The organism is Candidatus Avelusimicrobium caledoniensis (genome assembly GCF_902756455.1).
GTDB classification, from domain to species: domain Bacteria; phylum Elusimicrobiota; class Elusimicrobia; order Elusimicrobiales; family Elusimicrobiaceae; genus Avelusimicrobium; species Avelusimicrobium caledoniense.
In genome coordinates this window covers 1-17239 of record NZ_CACVRB010000029.1, presented here as the reverse complement: position 1 = coordinate 17239, position 17239 = coordinate 1, and the positions used below count along the sequence as shown (strand labels likewise).

Sequence of the window (17239 nt, the reverse complement as noted above, 5' to 3'; positions counted from 1 at the left end):
CCGTTATAACATAAAGATCTGTCATCCCGGAATTCGCCCGTCCGGCGAGGACTCCGGGATCTTCTGATTTCTTTTCGCTCGTTAATCATCCCATCAGAAACAAAAATACGAAGATGCCGGATAAAGGCCTTCCGGCATGACAAACTTTTTTTACTTTCCTTTTCCATAAAAACTCCTCCTTTTTATCATTAAATAAAATGTAGCAAAAAAAAAACGATGTCAAGCTTTTTTTCGCTTTTCTGTAGCCAGAAAAGCTAGCAAAAGAGCTCCGCCCACGCTAGTAAAAAGCAGTTAAAACAAGAAAATTTTTCAAACTCACTTCGTTCAAACATGAAAAATTTTTACCTGTTTTAACGCTTTTTAACGGCACGCTATCGGGCGGGAAAACAACAGGAACAACAAAGAGTAAACGGTGCTAAAGGGGCGGACTTGAACAACAAACTTTTTGTAGGTCGGATGTAAATCCGACGTTCTCAACAGAACAATATATAGTCGGACTTACGTCCGACCTACAAGAGCCATAACAAAAAAATTACAGGGCAGGGGGCAACCTAATGAGATGTTATTTTGCCGAAGATTTTTTGGAAGGAGTAGCCGGGGAATCGGGCGTTTGCTGTTTTTTGTAAAACTCTTTCATGCGGGCAATAATATCCGTATAATTACGGCGGGATTTACGCACATAATTGGGGTAGGCGTCTTTGATGTCTAACTTATAAAAATCGCTCCCCATGACGCTTTCCATAAATGCTAATGCCGGGCGGTTAAATGCAAAAAACATAAACCACTCGTTTTGCAGTTGCGGGGTAGATTTTTCGTCCGGTGCGGCCTTGGACACTTGGAAAATACCGGAAATAACACCTAAAAATTCACCGGTGTTACTCATCACGCCAGAGCCGCTCATACCGCGGCGGATACCGAAATTTTTAGTATAAGCAAATTCCAACTCTTTAATATAATGCACGGCGTAAGGGTTGGGCTTGACCGAACGCACCCCGTCAAAAATAGAGATGACCGAAATTTTACGCTCCAAAATATAATTACCCGCATCAAATACTAACAGCGGCGGAAAGGTAGGGCTTTTGATGTGATAGAGTGCGCTTCTGGCCGCAGGAGTTTTAGCTAAAAATTGTTCAAATTTTTCCCGGGGAAGAATCAGCCGTGTTCTATTATCGGCGGAACGCTTATAATAAATCTGCGGGGCGCGGTCCAAATCTAAACGGATAAGGGCCAAATCGTTTTTAACAAATATATTGTAATTGAAATCGGGATGGATAAAAACAGCCGGATTTTTAGGGGTGTGCGTTACGCTAGCCAGTACAGAAACGGGAAATTCCAACAAGTCCATTTGAATTTTGCAACCGTTTTTGCACGCATGCTCCACACAATGCGCCGCCGTAGCAAACCAACGCCGTCCGATACGCGTGGCTTGGCACTTGCCGCTAAACACTTCTTTGCCGCTTAACGGAACGATAAAATATTCAAACGTATGCGTAAAGTCGGACTTAGTAGTATGCTTATCTTCATCCACCACAGAAATAACACTCACCTGTGCCCACAGCACAGCTGCCAACAAGATAAAACAAATACTAAATAGTTTTTTGCGCATACCGTAAAAAACACGGAACGAAAATATATTTCGTTCCGTGTCTGTAAAACAATTATTTAATTTCAGACGTACAATGCGGGCAGCGGGTAGCTTCCAACGCAATTTCGCTGCAGCAGTACGGGCATTTTTTGGTTGAAACCGGAATAGGGGCTTGTTCCTTGGGGGAGTTCAACTTGTTAATCGCTTTGATGAGCAAGAAAATACAAAACGCTACGATCACAAAGCTGATAATCGCATTTAAGAAAAGCCCTAAATTCATCGTGGTAGCACCGGCAGATTGGGCCTCGGCAATCGTGGCATACGGGCCGGCGGTCGTGCCTTGTTTGATAACCACAAACCAATTGCTAAAATCTACTTTACCGATTAACAACCCCAGCGGCGGCATCATCACATCGGCCACCATGGAATTGACAATTTTAGTAAATGCACCGCCGATAATGATACCGACAGCCATATCAATTACACTTCCGCGCATGACGAATTTTTTAAATTCGTTCATCATGTCTTTAATCATTTGTTCTCTCCTTTTTTATAATATCCCACCGCCTTAAAAAGCGGGGCATACAAATCATCCTCTACCGGATATTTTATTTCATTTGGGGGCACTTCGTCTACAAATTCAACCGGGGCATTTTCTATAAGTGCCAGCGGACGCTGTTCGTTCCGCTCGCCCATGCAAAGCGCGGCCGAAGTGGCTAGCGAATCAGCCACATTGACAAGTGTAACCTTTAACGGATGCCCGAATAAATCTGCTTGTCCGCGCTCGTCGCGCACGCCTTTAAATCCCGCGTACGCCACCGCCCCGGCTATGACGCCTGCGCGAAGCGGCAAAATCATACTGTCCGTTACAACAACTCCCAAATTTTTGATCCCCCACGCACGGCACAATTGGCTGCGCAATTGGGCGGTTAGCTTATACATATCCGGCGGAAATAACAATAATTTTCCGTCCGCGTTTGATTCGTCTATCCCGGCATTCGTCATTACCATACCGTCTTTAACGCTCAGCCAACAAAGCGGCGTTTGGAGTGCAAACTCACTTTCTTGTTTAATGAGTTCGTCTTTTTGCGTTTGTGACTTATACGGTAAAATTTTCCCTTTCCACAAACAAAATAATTTGGACGCCACCGCCAATACCGTTTGCTCCGCAACAGACGGAATATGCGCTACAATAAAGGCGGCCAAATCTTCTTGCGGTTTAAATAAAGCGGTTTTTACGGGTGTAATTTTCATATTTACTCAAAGGGAGCTACAAAACTGTAAAAAACTTCGTTGGCTAAAAACAGCCCCTCGTCACTTAATTTTACTTTTTTTCCGTCGCGCACCAAAAGTCCGTGTTGGATATGTTTTTCCAGCTCCGGCCCAAAAAATTTTTGTTGGACGGGAGTAATTTCTACGCCGTCCAGTTGGCGAAGCCCCACCATTAGTTTTTCGCCCTCCAACACTTTACCGGCTAATTGTTCCGAAAAGCCGACAACCGATTCTTTTGCTTTCATCCGGCGAATATAAGTTTGCATATCCGGCACGTTTTGCCGCCGCACGCCGCCCACAAATGAAGCCGCCGCACTGCCCAGCCCTACATATTCCCCGTATTGCCAGTAATTTAAATTATGTTTTGATTCAAAACCGGGACACGCAAAATTGGAAATTTCATAATGATGATATCCGGCATTTTTCAGCCGTGCACGCGTTTCTTCTAACATCTTACGCATAAGCAGTTGGTCGCAAACAATGCCGCGCTCAAAAAACGGCGTGCCCTCTTCTATCTGCAACCCATATACGGAAATATGCTGCGGCGAAAGGGAGATCAATTTTTCTAAACTATCCAAAAACTTTTCTAAGGTTTGCCCCGGGAGCCCGGCAATTAAATCTACATTTATATTTTGAACACCGCACGCGCGCAGATTTTCCCACGTGCGCAAAAAATCAGCCGATGTATGCACGCGGCCCAACATTTTTAACTCGTCGTCGTTAAAACTTTGCAGTCCCACACTAAAACGGTTAAATCCCGCGGCGCGCAAAAGCGAGATTTTTTCTTTTGTTAAACTTTCGGGGTTGGCTTCAAATGTGCTTTGCGTAAAAGAAGAAACGGAAGAAAAATTTTTTTCTATCAACGTGCACAATTTTTCCAACTGCGCGCAAGTCAGCAAGCTCGGCGTCCCGCCGCCCACGTACAACGTATCAAACGATTTGCGTTGCACACTCGCGGCCTCTTGCGAAAGTGCGTCTAAATAATCGTCTATAAAATTTTCCCGTCTTGCAAACGAGGCAAAATCGCAATAATTACACTTTTGTTTACAGAAGGGAATATGAATATAAAGCCCGGTCATTAGTTTTTATGCTCGGCTTCGTAGTTTAGGTATGCCAAAATAAACGGGTCCAAGTCTCCGTCCATCACCGCGGTAATTTGGGAAGTTTCATACCCGCTACGCAAATCTTTGACCAGTTGGTACGGCATAAATACGTACGAGCGAATTTGATGTCCCCAGGCAATTTCGCCTTTTTGGCCGTAGCGTTTTTCGGCCTCGCTACGTTTTTTATCCATTTCCAATTCGTAAAGTTTGGCTTTGAGCATCTTCATCGCGGTTTGGCGGTTTTGCAACTGGCTACGTTCAATGCGACACGAAACAACTATGCCCGTTGGAATATGTAAAAGCCGCACGGCCGATTCTACTTTGTTTACGTTCTGCCCGCCGTGGCCGCCCGCGCGGGAAGTTTCCAACTGGATATCTTTTTCCGGAATTTCTATATCAATATCTTCATCAATATCGGGTAAGACGTCGCACGATGCAAACGAGGTATGCCGCCGCGCGTTTGCATCAAAGGGCGACACACGTACCAAGCGGTGCACTCCGTTTTCGCCTTTTAAATAGCCATACGCAAACGGACCTTCCACCATGGCGCTTAAGGTTTTAATGCCGGCCTCGTCGCCGTTTTGCGAGTCCAACACCGAAAATTTAAACCCGTGTTGTTCGGCCCAACGCGTGTACATGCGCACGAGCATTTGCGCCCAATCACACGATTCGGTACCGCCCGCCCCGGCGTGAATAGTTAAAATAGCATTGAGTTTATCGTTCGGCTCAGATAAACGGATCTCGCCTTCTTTTTTAGCAATTTGTTTTTCGGTTTGTGCTAGCGAAGTATATAAATTAGCAAGTTCATTTTCATCTTGCATTTCTTTACAAAGTTCAAAAAGAGCGGTATCATCTTCCACTTTTTTTTGAAGCGTACGAAAGGTATCTATGGCGCGTTTTAAAAAATCAATTTGGCGGCTGGTTTCTTTGGCTTTTTTGGTGTCGTTCCAAAAAGAAGGGTCCGCGGCGGTTTGCTCCAACGCCGCTAATTCTTTTGTTTTCCCGGCGATATCATCAATCGTTTCTATTTTGGCAACCCGCGCAGCCAATTCTTCTATTTTTTGTTCCACATCTTTAAATTCAACATTATTCATAGAGAAAAACCATCGCAAAAATCAAACAGGTAAAAAACAATACCGCACAAATCCATACAAAAATATTTCCGTAAGCGGCATAGAACGTCGCCGGGACGGTGTCAGCCGGAACAACTTGTGTATATAAGACCGCCGGTGTAAATAATTCGGTTTTCTGTTCAATGCGGCCAAACCCGTCTATCACGGCCGAAATGCCCGTATTGGCGGCCCGCAATACCGGACGACCCGTTTCTACGGCACGTAGTACGTTGGCGGCTAAATGTTGATGCGGGGCGGCGGTGTTAAAAAACCAGGCATCGTTGGTTAAATTGACAAACACCTGCGCTCCCTGACGGCTTTGTTCAAGCCATACTTGCGGGAAAACGGCCTCATAACAAATCGTGCTCCCCACCAACACACCGCCCATATCCAATAAATTTTGCAAACGCGGCCCGGGCACAAACATTCCCAGCTCGCCCAACACATCCACTTGCGCAAATAACCGCCGGACTAATTTTTCCAACGGGATATATTCACCAAACGGAACCAGTTTAATTTTGCGGTATACTTGCAACGCATCACTGTTGGGAGCCAACGCATACGCGCCGACGTACGATTTACCTGCTTGCGTGACCGACGAACCCACAATTTGATAAGCCCCGGAACGCAAGGCAATATCTTCCATTAAACTCAAATAGGGTTCTTCTGCTAACTCACCCGGTGTAACACTTTCGGGCCAAACGGTAAGCCACAACTCTTTACCTTCCAATTCGTTGCCGGTTTGGGTAATGGTATCTAAAATTTCTTGTTCAAAAAGCGGATCCCATTTTTTGTATTGGTCAATGTTGGGTTGTACCAACGCGGCCCGCAAGGGCAACATTCCTCCTTTGGCTTGCGCAGACAAGCGCGCCTCGCCCCAACTGTAAAGAGCAAACCATACACCCGCCGCTATCAATAGCGCCAAAAATCCTCTCTTTACGCTTTTTAATGCCAAGGCCCGCCCCAAAAGCGCGTTGATAAATAGCAACCAAAAGCTAACGCCATACACGCCGGTAAAAGCGGCCAATTGCAAAAACTCCGGCTGATTCCACTGGGTATATCCCCACATCAGCCACGGGAAACCAAGCCCGTAAAAAGCGATCGTTTGGTGCAACCACTCCAGCGTCACAAAACCGCACGCAGCGAGTAACGGGAACAAAACACCTGTCTTTTTTAAATAAAAACACGCCGCCCCGAAGAACGCCGTTTGCAACGATAAAAGTGCGCTCAAACCCAGCCACGCCGCGCACGATAGCCAAACCGACATTCCCCCACCGTGCACGCACGTATAAAAAATCCAATAGAAAATACCCGCATTAAATAAAAATGCCGTAGCACCTGCGTAAAAGAAAGCCGTTTTTGCGTGACGGATTTTAAGAACTCCCCAAAAAAACGGCACCCATGCTACCCACGCAAGCACCGCATACGGCTGCCCGGGATAACTCAAAAAGACGAGCACCGCCGTAGCTAATATACAAAACGCCAGAAAGATAAAACGCCCCAATAACGTCAGTCCGCTTTCTTCGGGGCGGCGCAGTACAAAGTAACGGGGCGAATAGGTAGAAACACGGCGCACTAAACTCATACCGATCCTTTAATACGCAATCCGGCACGTACCGGACATACAAATCGCAATAGCACTGGGGCTACATTCCTGTTCTGTGCTGGGAGTAGTATCCGGGCACGTTGTGGTGACCGAACGGCTCATCAACTGGTTATATTCCAACGTGTACATGGCGTTAATAGCGGTAACTCCTTCCGGGCCAATCAAACAACCGCACGGATCTTTATCCACAATAATGCAATCTTCGTCCAATGTGCACTCATACACGCGGCGCATTTTGCTTTGTAAAGCAACCGCTTGTTCTTTTTTTTGTTTGCGTTCTTCTTTAGCCACAATTTCTTCTTTGCTTAGTTGCGGCAAATCTACTTCTATCGGTTTTACCCGTGCCAAAAAAGAAGAAAGTGAGCCCAGTATTATAATCGCACTAATTAACGCAATAATGTCTCTTGTTTTTGAATTCATAAATTAGCCCCACAACATTTTTTATATTTTTTTCCGCTGCCGCACGGGCAAGGATCGTTGCGACCGATATTTTTGGAAGTGGGTTTTGCTCCGTCCGGATTCTTAGCCGCGGCTTCTTCCTGTGCGCGCTGCGCCGGAGTGCGGCGAGGCGGTAATTGTAAACGGAAAATATAGCTGACCATTAAATCGCGTACGCGGTTTAACATGGCTGAATATAATTTGTATGACTCTTTCTGATATTCAATCAGCGGATCTTTTTGGGCGTAACCACGCAAACTGACATTATTACGCAGTTGGTCCAATTCATATAAATTTTGTTTCCACGCCGCATCTAAAAGCTGCAACATCAGCATACGTTCAATTTCGTCAAAGTTAATACCCTGCTCGGCAAAATACGCCGCGCGTGCTTTGTATAATTCTTGCACTTGGCGCATGATATCATCCACCAACTCATCATGTGTTTTGCGCCCGACATTTTCGGCATTGTAAGCAAACTCCAACGGGAAAAAGTTGCGCAAATTGACGTTTAATGTTTCAAAATTACTGCGTTGCGGATGCGTGGGGAAATAGTATTGTTCCACCAGTTCATCGGCAATTTCCAACATCATTTGCATGGAACGGTCCGTCATCGTTTCTCCGTCCAAAATCGCATTACGCAGGCCGTAAATAGCCGTACGCTGTTGGTTCATCACTTTATCGTAATCTAATAACTGTTTGCGGATGTCAAAGTTCCGGCCTTCCACCATGCGTTGGGCCCCTTCAATTTGGCGGGTCATTAAACGAGATTCTATCGCCTCGCCTTCTTTCATGCCCATGTGGCTTAAAATAGCGGAAATTTTAGCAGTGTTGGCAAACAAACGCATGAGCTCGTCTTCCAACGAAATGTAAAAGCGCGAAGAACCCGGATCGCCTTGGCGCGCACAACGGCCGCGCAACTGGTTGTCAATGCGGCGCGATTCGTGCCGTTCGCTACCAATTACGTGCAATCCGCCCAACTGCACCACTTCGGCCTGTTCTTGTTCATCTGCCGGGTTGCCGCCCAGCACAATATCCGTACCGCGCCCGGCCATGTTAGTAGCTACGGTGACCGCTCCTTTGCGCCCGGCTTGGCTGATGATTTGGGCCTCCATTTCGTGGTATTTAGCATTTAACACTTTATGCGGGATACCGCGCGCATGCAACATCCGGCTTAATTTTTCCGATTTTTCAATGGAGCGCGTACCGACAAGCACCGGGGCTCCTTGTTTCCAAAGTCCTTCTACTTCATCGGCAATGGCTTTAAATTTTTCGCGCTCGGTCAAATACACCAAATCGGGGTAGTCTATGCGGCGCGACGGACGGTTAGGCCGGATTTCCACCACGTCCAATTTGTAGATCTGCCAAAACTCGTTGGCTTCGGTCATGGCCGTACCGGTCATACCGGATAACTTGTTATAAAGTTTAAAGAAATTCTGAAAGGTAATGGTGGCAAGCGTCTGGTTTTCTTCTTTAATTTGCAACCCTTCTTTGGCTTCCACCGCTTGGTGAAGTCCGTCGCTCCAGCGGCGGCCGGGCATTTCGCGGCCGGTAAATTCGTCAATGATAACGACTTCGCCGTTTTTAATCACATACGCTTCATCTACTTTGTACAGATAGTGCGCGCGTAATGCTTGGTTAATGTGATGTACCCATTCCGATTCTACATCGTTATACAAGTTAGGTACGTTTAAAAATTTTTCCGCTTTGGCAATACCGGTATCGGTTAAGTTAGCCGTGTGGGCTTTTTCGTCCACGATAGCATCGTAACCGGCATCCAAACTGGTGCCTTCGTATTTGGCTTTAACTTCGTCTTCCTCTGTAATCAAGCGGACCTTTAACGACGGGATCAAACGGTTAACGATATAGTATTTGTCGGTGCTTTGCTCGGACGGACCGGAAATAATAAGCGGGGTGCGGGCCTCGTCAATTAAAATAGAGTCCACTTCGTCCACAATACAATAATTAAGCGGGCGCAGCACGCGGTCTTGACGGGAAATAACCATGTTGTCGCGCAAGTAATCAAAGCCGAGTTCGTTGTTGGTTACGTACGTGATATCTTTGGCATACATTTCGCGGCGGTCGTCGCTGTTCATATCGTGGCTGATGTAGCCGACGGATAAACCTAAAAATTCATGAATAGGGCCCATCCATTCGCGGTCGCGGTGGGCGAGGTAATCGTTGACGGTTACCACGTGCACGCCTTTTCCGGTTAACCCGTTTAAGTAAGAGGGCAATACGGCGACCAGCGTTTTACCTTCCCCGGTGCGCATTTCGGCAATTTTCCCTTGGTGTAAAACAATGCCGCCTAAAAGTTGCACATCATACGGACGCAGGCCGATGACACGCTGTGCGGCCAAACGCACCACCGCAAAGGCCTCCGGCAAAATATCATCTAAAGTTTCGCCTTTTTCTAAACGGTTTCTGAATTCCTGCGTTTTAGCTTTGAGCTCGTCATCGGATAACTTTTCAAACTCCGCTGTAAAACGGTTGGCATCATCTACATAATGTTGAATTTTCTTTAAATCACGTTCACTTTTTGTTCCAAAAATTTTATCAAGGGCACGACGTATCATAATTGTTTTTTCCTTCCTTTAAATGGGTATAAAATGACAGAACACCCCCCGAGGGGAGTGTGTTGTGTCATTTAGCAACCGGTTTTTTGTTGTTGGTTTTAACTTGTAAATTTTTAGCTTGTTTAGCCGCTTGCGCTTTTTGTTGGGCGGCTTGGCGGGCCGCTTCTTCTTGAGCAATAAATTTTTTCTCAGTAGAAGAAACGTAATTTTGCGCGGCAGATTTTACATAGGATGGCGGATCTTTTTTAAGTGTTTTAATTTCCGCTTTGAGCGCTTTAATTTGTTCTTTGAGTTGTTTTTTTTCTTCGGCGCGCTGCTCTTTGGAAAGCGTTTTGTTTTTGTTAAGCGATTTGAGTTGCGCTTTAGTTTCATCCAATTGTAACTTGCGCAAATTGAGCGTTTCTTGCCAGATATCGTGCATGACGGCGGTGACATCATTAGTAAATGCTTGGCGGGCCGTAGAATTATCCAAACCGGACATTTGCGCAGCCGTCCACAACGCGTGATACGTAACCGTCAACGACTCTAAACGGATAGAATTGTCAAAATTACGCGCCACGGCAATTAACTCGTAACGGCTGGTGGGCGTACGGCTGGCCTGATAGGACGACAAAAAAGTTTCCAAAATCGTATTATAGTCCGGGTTTTGTTTGGCATTTTCCAATATGGAGGGATTAAATTGCGCAAAAATGTCTAACACTTCGGCACGGGAAAAATTCTCTTGCTCCGGTTGTGCGTAAAGCATAGCCGACAACGCCATGGTAGCCAACACAAACATCGTTTTTTTCATACGCCCTCCTATAAGCTCTATTTGTATTTTGCTTTATATTGAGGGCATACGTCAAGCAAAATCTACGCGTACGGAAAAAAGACAAAAGAAAAGGATACAAAACCCCTTGCAAAAGATAACATCAAACACCCCAAGAGGTCCTAGGCCTTATGCCCGTACGGCGAGGGCCTTTTGCGTTGCAAAGCAACAGTGCAAAAACAGTGTGGCTCTAATTAAGTGAAAGTTGGCTCCCGAAATGCCTGCCCCCGGCAAGGGGGTTGACAAATCAAAAAAAAAAACGATAATAAAGGGACGCAAAAAACAAAGGAGCAAATAACATGAAAAACAAACAAGCATTTACGCTTATTGAACTATTAGTCGTTGTACTTATCATCGGTATATTAGCGGCGGTGGCGTTGCCGCAATACCAGAAAGCCGTATTAAAAGCACAATACAGCACCCTTAAAGACCGCACCCGCGTCCTGTCCGAGGCCCAACAACGGCATTATTTGGCAACCGGAACATACGCCACCGAACTTGCCGAGTTGGACGTAGATTTCCCCGTTAGGCAAGAATCAAAAGGGACCTCCTCCTTTTACATTTATTTAAAGGACGGTAGCAACTGCGAAATCTACTTCTCCGGATCTGTATTCTCCTTTTGTAGCAAGTCCATCTTTGGCACCTATATGAGATATGCCCAAAACCTAGACGGGACTACTCGCACATGCACCACGTACAGTTTAAACACCGGGGATATGTTTAATCAATTTTGTAAAAGTGAAACCGGGAAAAAAACAGGGCATAACGCAACAAATCGCTACGAGTATTCTTACTAAATCAAAACCCCCGCTTAAAGCGGGGGTTTTAAATGGCCCGGAGGCAGTTGTTAGACCCCGGGGGATACGTATGAGATGAAATCTATCTGGCCGCGGTGCGGAAAAAATTACCTTTTACGTTGCGGGCCAACTGCACGCGCCCTAACGTCTTATCCGCTTGTACGATGACATCTTTGGTGTTGGGCTTAATCGCAGTTTCACTGGCGCCGAAAATATCGCCTTGTTTAATCACACCCAATTGACCGTGGTTGTTGATTTGAACTTCTAATTTCAAATCACCTTCCATACTTTCTGCCAAAAGGTCCTCTTCGCCCATGGTAAACGAAAGCGGAAACTTCGGATCTACCACCCGTTTAATAGCCACGGGAACATCGGCCGCATTTTTTACGATAATCGCACAAGCATTGTTGTCAGCTTGCGCAAGCGCGGTCAAACGCTCGGGCACTACAATCGTCCCCGAGATATTAAAACGTCCTTCATGAACTGTACGTTGCCAAGCATACCCGCAGACGAGTACACTTACAACCGCCAGTATTAACAGAAATTTCTTCATATTACTATTGTAATCAATTTTTTGCATTTTGACAACCCCCCTTGCCGGGGGCAGGGACGCGCAAGACGGCCAAATGTGGAAAATTGTATCGCAGGAGCATGACACAAGGGCGCAACTTTTAGTTGCGCCCTTGTGCATGATTACGAAACTTACGTCAATTAATCTTTATTGTTTAAAGAAGCCCCAGAGGTTGGCGTTATACACCCACCCCGTGCATTTACCGTCTTTGGCATTAACGGGCTCATCTACTACTTGGATCCATTTGCCTTGGCGGGTTAAGTATTTAAACGGATACCCTTTTTCTACGGTGCAGACGATATCGGCACTGGCCGAGGGCGATTTGCGCACGTTTAAATCTACTTTGGCAGACATACCGCCGTTGGGGCTTAATAAATCAGCCGAGATCCAACCGGTATATCCTTCAAAATCTTTGACCATGACCCAACTTTTATCTTCGTTGGTTTTCAACATAATCACAGGCGTATAGCGCCACGCATAAAATTTAATGGCGCATTTGGTGCCGGCGCACGAGCGAATATTGGCCCGTTTAGCATTGACGCTGGCATATTTTTGCGCGGCCGCAGGCAGTGCGGCAAAAACGGCAAACGCGAGTAAAGCAATAATTTTTCTCATAAATTTCTCCTCTTACAACGTACCACTACTTTACAAGTATAGCATAATGTGGCCCCGATACGTCAAGTAGTATCCTATTACGTAGTACAACCAAAAAAGCTATAATGGAAGAAATTACATAGACACGGAGTCCGTATGAAAAAGCAAGTAGAAGAAGTGATCAACCAAATCCGCCCGATTTTACAAGCAGACGGCGGAGATATCCAACTCGTCAGCGTAGATGAAAAGACCGGCATTGTTACCGTCGGTTTACAAGGCCGTTGCGGCGGTTGTCCGCACGCGCAACTGACGCTGCAAGCCGTGGTGGAACGTAAACTCAAAGAGATGGTCCCCGGCGTAACAGCGGTTGAACGCGTCTAATGGCAAAAATAGATTTACATACCCACTCTGATTTTTCCGACGGCACTTGTTCGCCGGAAGAGGTCGTTCATGCCGCGTTAAAAGCAGGCGTAAAAATTTTTGCACTTACAGATCACGATTCCACGGACGGTGTCGCGCGCGCACAAGCGGTGTGTAATGAGCACAATTTACGCTGTGTGTCCGGCGTGGAAATCAGCACCCGCGAGCACGACCAACTACACTTTACCGGATATAACATAGATTTGCAAAATGCGGATTTCCAAGCGTTTTTGGCAAATAACCGTAAAAACCGGCTGGACCGCATCCGAAAAATTGTTACCAACTTGCAAAAAGCCGGTATTGATTTAACCGAAGAAGATGTATTTAAACGGGCGGCGAACGTAGTTTCCCGTGCCCACGTAGCCGACGCCCTAAAAGCAAAGGGGTTTGCTTCTTCACGCCAAGATGCGTTCCGGCGCTTTCTGGTGCCTGGGCAAGCCGGCTACGAACCTTCCGCCGGAGTAACTGCCTTGGAAGCTATCCGCCAAATCAAGCAAGCCGGCGGCATAGCCGTTATCGCACACCCGGGCATTTCATCAAGTGTGTGGGACTTCCCGGCGTGGGTAGAAGCGGGCTTAGACGGGGTAGAAGTGTTTTATCCGGCCCACTCTTACGCCTTAAAACAAGAGTTGCTTGCGTTGGCCCGCCGGTACGGTTTATTATGTACCGCCGGGTCAGATTATCACGGCCCGAAGGGCGGACGTATCACGACTCCCGGGCTCAATCTGCCCGAACCGTATTATAGCCGCTTGTACAGCAAATTATTTGTTGCTTGATTTCAGATATACAGCAAAACCCCCGGCACAACCGGGGGTTTTTTATAGGGTTGAAAAACAGCTTATTGGGCACCGGCCGCATCATCTAAAGAGGGCTCCTCGGTTAGCGGCGGGAAATTCCGGTGCATTACTTTGTTTTTCAAATCTTTCTTCTTTTGTTGAATAGCTTGACCCAACGGGCTGTTCATATCCCGTTGTTTTTTGGCTGAAATCAGACGGCCAAGCTTGGAATCTTTCATGGCCTTTACTAAGCTAGACGAAGCAAACATCGGCTTGGTCAATAAACAGCTCAGCACCAACAACCCGCCCGCAAAAGCCATATCCCACGCAGGGTTACCTGTTAAGCCCAAGGAAGTAGGCGATACCATAGCTCCCAATCCGCCAAAAGCCATCGTCAAGGACAAGAGCGCTGATATTTCGCGGTTATATTTTTTGTGTTTTTCCGTAATGTAGTTATACATCTGCGTGTAGAAGTTACCCATACCCACACTGGCAAGGGCCGCACCGATAATCATGGTACGCACGTGCCCGCCGGACAAACCGATCATGGCTGTACCGATAGCAGACAAGGTGGAACAGAACAGATACATAGACCCTTTACTTAATTTTTTGCTCATCCAGTTGCCTCCGATACGTCCGGCAATCATCGGCACGTACAAGGTGAGAGCAACCAAGAAATTAGCCAAATCCCCCGCCGGGATAACATCGTTCATGGTATCTGCGAACGAACTGGACACTACAAATTCATGCACCGTCGCCGCCGTCATACCCAGCGTTAACGGCAACACCCCTTCCACGCCGACCATCGCCCACATATTTTTCAAGCGGTTGTCTAATTTATTCAAATCGGTTTCTATTTTCTCTACGAGTTGGTTGACACGTTTTGGAGAAAGTTTTTGGGTCAACCCTTCCCGCAGCAACGCAACGGCTTCTTGTGTGGCTTGGGCATATAACTCTTTATGTTTTAATTTGGAGCCCACTTTTTGTTGGGCCAACACATACGAATCTAACGCATCATACAAAGCGCGGGTTTTAACGTCCACTTCTTCCAAGTCTAACCGGGGACGTATCAATTCCGTCTGCAACTCTTCCACGGCCTGCCCGATAGCATGTTGGCTTTGCGTTACGTTCTTGGCGGAGTACGCATCACGCAATTTGGCACGGAGCATCCGCCACGTCATCACACCGCTATAAGCGGCATAGATGGGAAAACTGGCCGAGAAATCTAAATTCCAATTTTGTCCGAGCCACCCGCCGACCACGTTTAACCCGTACGGCAATGCTAGGAACGCCAACGTACCGACATTTTTGAAAATAAACCCTAAGTTGTAGCGAATTAAATGCGAAAGCTGTTCTTGGTCTTTCCGGCCGTGTTCTTTGAGCCATTGGGCATATTTTTCTTTGGCGAAGATAGGCCAAAAGGTTTCTTTGGCTACTTCACTCAAGCGGCGTTTAACTAACGTGGAAGGGGATTCATCCTTCACTTCTTGCGGAAGTTCGGTTTCTTCTATTTTTTTGTACTCAACTTCCCCACCGTTGGCGCGAATTAACAGGTTGGTGGTAACTTGTTTTAAAATGCTACTTACACTCATGGACAGCAACGCCGTTACAAACAACGCTTTTTGTACAGGGCCGAGCGTTACGCCGTCAATCATACCGTAGAAACCGCCGGCCGTTGCCAACACACCGGATAAGAAAGATAACATAACGGAGAACGTCATTACTTTGCGCTCCCCATATTTTTTTAATATAGGCGTTAACAGCGAGGCCAACCCCGGTAACACATAGTTAATACCCATCATCATGTTGCGGGCAGAGGCCTGGGAAATTTCCAACGCACTACTGGCCGGAGCGCCGAACGTTTTTCCTAAACTTAAGTTACTGGCAGAGATCCATGTGCTGATGAATTTGGCTCCGTTTTGGGTAGAGCGCAACGAAATATTCAATTTGGCAGAATTAGCCGGTTGGACTTGCAGCGTTTCCACCAAGTGGGTCAGTTGGTTTTTGGGGATGCGCACGTATAATTTAGTCTCCGGCACCGCTTTTGTTTGGCCCGGTAAAATCCACCCTAATTCGCCGCTTTGCATTAACACCAGTTGGGCCCCCGGCACCACGTTTTTTAGCGGTACGCTAACCGTAAACGGTAATTTTTCGGTAGTTCCTTCTTTAAATACTTCAAAATCAAGAGCTTTGTATTTTTTGTTCGGGCTTTCTTCCAATTTCAGATAAAAGTTTTCTACGCCTTCCCGTTTCAACATCTCTGCCAACAAACCGACGTCGTTGTTTTGCAATTGCAAATAGAAGTGGTCCATAGAATCGGGCTTACGGGTTTGGTTACGCATTTCCAATACGTATTTGCCCTTTTTCAACAAGGGCTCGCTTTTAATAGTTACCCGGTTGTACGGAGTGCGGCTGTGATTGGTAAAAAACGAGCGGAGCGAACGGTTTAAAAAGCGGTTGCTGACCGTTAAATTAACGGGTAAAATTTTCTCTCGGCCACCTTCATCCAACGTAAGCAGAAAACCGTTTTCGGCAAAATCTACAATGCGCGGATCATCTACCCCGCTTACTTCCCGGGCATCGGCCACGCCGCCTTCATAATCTAATAATCCGTTAGAAACGATGTCTTTTTCCGTATCGTGCAAACGCGGATCCCCGCGATCCAGTCCGGACGGCATTTCGGACGTGCCCATAGACAAATCGGCACTTTCGCCTAATTCCGGCATTTCGGCACTCGCGTTAATGGATAATTGATCCGTTACCTCTAATTGCGCCGCCGCTTGTTTAAATTTCTCTTGTACCGCTAACCGCGCTTCTTGTAATTCCTTTAACCCACGGACATCTAACCCTACTTCATTCCCAATCAGTTCGTCCGATAGGGGTAAATCTGCTATCGCGTTCTTCGCTTCTCTCCACCCGGCCGCTACCACCGCCCCTTCACGCTGCCGTTGCGCCGCTAACTCACGTAAAAACGCTTTCCCTTCTTCTCCGGATAATAACCCTACTGAAATCGCTACATTATCCGCATAATAACCCAATTCGCCATAGTTCCGGCTTAAAAACTTCTTCGCTAACTCTACCGTCGCTTGCGGATCTTCCGCGATCACCGCATACGTGGTTAAGGCATTGGTGCGTTCTACCAAATCTATACTTATACTTTGTTCAATTACCTCCTCTCCCGTAACGATATCTTCTAAAACAGCTTCCGTCTCCATCATCTGCGCCGTGCTGGGCACTAACCCCGTCCCTAATAACGACGGCATCAACATGTGATATATGTATTGCCCTTGTTCTGCCGCCTTTAACGGAGTAACGGAAAAACCGCCTAATACCGCTTCGTTCGTGGCTGATAATACTTGCGCGGCGGTGGCATGCGTGGAAAGTTGAAAGCCAGGTACATGTACAGCGGACGACCCGCCAACACCGGCACCCGGCACATACATCCGGAACAGTTTGCCGGTCGGATTAGCTAAATAAGAAGTCCCTTTATAAGAGTTAGGGCGTAATTCTACCGGTTTGATACGAACAATGCGGGTTACGCCTCTTACCGGGATCCCTCCCGCTAACGAAGGCGTAACACTGCT

General features: G+C 46.7%; 15 protein-coding genes. 3 read left to right on the top strand and 12 right to left on the bottom strand.

What is annotated here, in order from left to right; translation table 11 throughout:
- Positions 1 to 562 precede the first annotated feature (562 nt).
- From ACQY2W_RS06695 to ACQY2W_RS06655, 9 genes are all read right to left on the bottom strand, one after another.
- Entirely contained in the window at positions 563 to 1606 is a 1044-nt protein-coding gene (locus tag ACQY2W_RS06695; RefSeq protein ID WP_428050638.1) for a trypsin-like serine protease, read from the bottom strand.
- A gap of 52 nt (positions 1607 to 1658) precedes the next feature.
- A complete protein-coding gene (gene mscL / locus ACQY2W_RS06690; RefSeq protein ID WP_428050640.1) occupies positions 1659 to 2108 on the bottom strand; it encodes a large conductance mechanosensitive channel protein MscL in 450 nt (149 codons plus the stop codon).
- An 8-nt stretch (positions 2109 to 2116) separates the two neighbouring features.
- Positions 2117 to 2839, bottom strand: a complete 723-nt coding sequence (locus ACQY2W_RS06685; RefSeq protein WP_428050636.1) for a coenzyme F420-0:L-glutamate ligase — start codon at positions 2837 to 2839, stop codon at positions 2117 to 2119.
- A gap of 2 nt (positions 2840 to 2841) precedes the next feature.
- The gene (gene hemW / locus ACQY2W_RS06680) at positions 2842 to 3936 is read right to left on the bottom strand and encodes a radical SAM family heme chaperone HemW (RefSeq protein WP_428050634.1); all 1095 of its coding nucleotides are present in this window, start codon (positions 3934 to 3936) and stop codon (positions 2842 to 2844) included.
- Positions 3936 to 5054, bottom strand: coding sequence for a peptide chain release factor 2 (prfB, locus tag ACQY2W_RS06675; protein ID WP_428050632.1), 1119 nt, complete (start codon positions 5052 to 5054; stop codon positions 3936 to 3938). Before prfB ends, hemW begins: the two co-directional genes overlap by 1 nt.
- Complete coding sequence (gene lnt, locus ACQY2W_RS06670) at positions 5047 to 6657, bottom strand: apolipoprotein N-acyltransferase (protein ID WP_428050630.1); 1611 nt, start codon at positions 6655 to 6657, stop codon at positions 5047 to 5049. The genes prfB and lnt overlap by 8 nt, the downstream gene beginning before the upstream one ends.
- 9 nt (positions 6658 to 6666) lie before the next feature.
- Positions 6667 to 7098: a hypothetical protein gene (locus ACQY2W_RS06665; RefSeq protein ID WP_428050628.1), complete on the bottom strand. Its 432-nt coding sequence runs from the start codon at positions 7096 to 7098 to the stop codon at positions 6667 to 6669.
- Positions 7095 to 9689, bottom strand: a complete 2595-nt coding sequence (secA, locus tag ACQY2W_RS06660; RefSeq protein WP_428050626.1) for a preprotein translocase subunit SecA — start codon at positions 9687 to 9689, stop codon at positions 7095 to 7097. Before secA ends, ACQY2W_RS06665 begins: the two co-directional genes overlap by 4 nt.
- A gap of 67 nt (positions 9690 to 9756) precedes the next feature.
- The gene (locus tag ACQY2W_RS06655; protein WP_428050624.1) at positions 9757 to 10479 is read right to left on the bottom strand and encodes a FlxA-like family protein; all 723 of its coding nucleotides are present in this window, start codon (positions 10477 to 10479) and stop codon (positions 9757 to 9759) included.
- Positions 10480 to 10796: 317 nt separating this feature from the next.
- On the opposite strand from ACQY2W_RS06655, the gene ACQY2W_RS06650 reads away from it, so the two are divergent.
- Positions 10797 to 11294: a type IV pilin protein gene (locus ACQY2W_RS06650; protein WP_428050622.1), complete on the top strand. Its 498-nt coding sequence runs from the start codon at positions 10797 to 10799 to the stop codon at positions 11292 to 11294.
- Positions 11295 to 11376: 82 nt separating this feature from the next.
- On the opposite strand, the gene ACQY2W_RS06645 is transcribed toward ACQY2W_RS06650, so the two are convergent.
- A complete protein-coding gene (locus ACQY2W_RS06645; RefSeq protein WP_428050620.1) occupies positions 11377 to 11874 on the bottom strand; it encodes a hypothetical protein in 498 nt (165 codons plus the stop codon).
- 138 nt (positions 11875 to 12012) lie between these two features.
- On the bottom strand, positions 12013 to 12480 hold the full coding sequence (locus tag ACQY2W_RS06640; RefSeq protein ID WP_428050618.1) for an SH3 domain-containing protein: 468 nt from the start codon (positions 12478 to 12480) through the stop codon (positions 12013 to 12015).
- Positions 12481 to 12615: 135 nt separating this feature from the next.
- On the opposite strand from ACQY2W_RS06640, the gene ACQY2W_RS06635 reads away from it, so the two are divergent.
- Positions 12616 to 12840 carry a NifU family protein gene (locus ACQY2W_RS06635; RefSeq protein ID WP_428050616.1) on the top strand — a complete coding sequence of 75 codons (225 nt, stop codon included), beginning with the start codon at positions 12616 to 12618 and terminating at the stop codon, positions 12838 to 12840.
- A complete protein-coding gene (locus tag ACQY2W_RS06630; protein WP_428050614.1) occupies positions 12840 to 13655 on the top strand; it encodes a PHP domain-containing protein in 816 nt (271 codons plus the stop codon). The genes ACQY2W_RS06635 and ACQY2W_RS06630 overlap by 1 nt, the downstream gene beginning before the upstream one ends.
- 62 nt (positions 13656 to 13717) lie before the next feature.
- On the opposite strand, the gene ACQY2W_RS06625 is transcribed toward ACQY2W_RS06630, so the two are convergent.
- Positions 13718 to 17239 (bottom strand): hypothetical protein (locus ACQY2W_RS06625; protein WP_428050612.1); only part of this gene is annotated, 3522 nt, incomplete at its 5' end.

Coding starts and splice junctions, on each gene's coding strand:
- ACQY2W_RS06630 (WP_428050614.1), top strand. CDS start 12,840: ATGGCAAAAATAGATTTACATACCCACTCTGATTTTTCCGACGGCACT.
- ACQY2W_RS06640 (WP_428050618.1), bottom strand. CDS start 12,480: ATGAGAAAAATTATTGCTTTACTCGCGTTTGCCGTTTTTGCCGCACTG.
- lnt (WP_428050630.1), bottom strand. CDS start 6,657: ATGAGTTTAGTGCGCCGTGTTTCTACCTATTCGCCCCGTTACTTTGTA.
- ACQY2W_RS06635 (WP_428050616.1), top strand. CDS start 12,616: ATGAAAAAGCAAGTAGAAGAAGTGATCAACCAAATCCGCCCGATTTTA.
- ACQY2W_RS06695 (WP_428050638.1), bottom strand. CDS start 1,606: ATGCGCAAAAAACTATTTAGTATTTGTTTTATCTTGTTGGCAGCTGTG.
- prfB (WP_428050632.1), bottom strand. CDS start 5,054: ATGAATAATGTTGAATTTAAAGATGTGGAACAAAAAATAGAAGAATTG.
- ACQY2W_RS06665 (WP_428050628.1), bottom strand. CDS start 7,098: ATGAATTCAAAAACAAGAGACATTATTGCGTTAATTAGTGCGATTATA.
- ACQY2W_RS06685 (WP_428050636.1), bottom strand. CDS start 2,839: ATGAAAATTACACCCGTAAAAACCGCTTTATTTAAACCGCAAGAAGAT.
- mscL (WP_428050640.1), bottom strand. CDS start 2,108: ATGATGAACGAATTTAAAAAATTCGTCATGCGCGGAAGTGTAATTGAT.
- ACQY2W_RS06650 (WP_428050622.1), top strand. CDS start 10,797: ATGAAAAACAAACAAGCATTTACGCTTATTGAACTATTAGTCGTTGTA.
- ACQY2W_RS06645 (WP_428050620.1), bottom strand. CDS start 11,874: ATGCAAAAAATTGATTACAATAGTAATATGAAGAAATTTCTGTTAATA.
- ACQY2W_RS06655 (WP_428050624.1), bottom strand. CDS start 10,479: ATGAAAAAAACGATGTTTGTGTTGGCTACCATGGCGTTGTCGGCTATG.
- secA (WP_428050626.1), bottom strand. CDS start 9,689: ATGATACGTCGTGCCCTTGATAAAATTTTTGGAACAAAAAGTGAACGT.
- hemW (WP_428050634.1), bottom strand. CDS start 3,936: ATGACCGGGCTTTATATTCATATTCCCTTCTGTAAACAAAAGTGTAAT.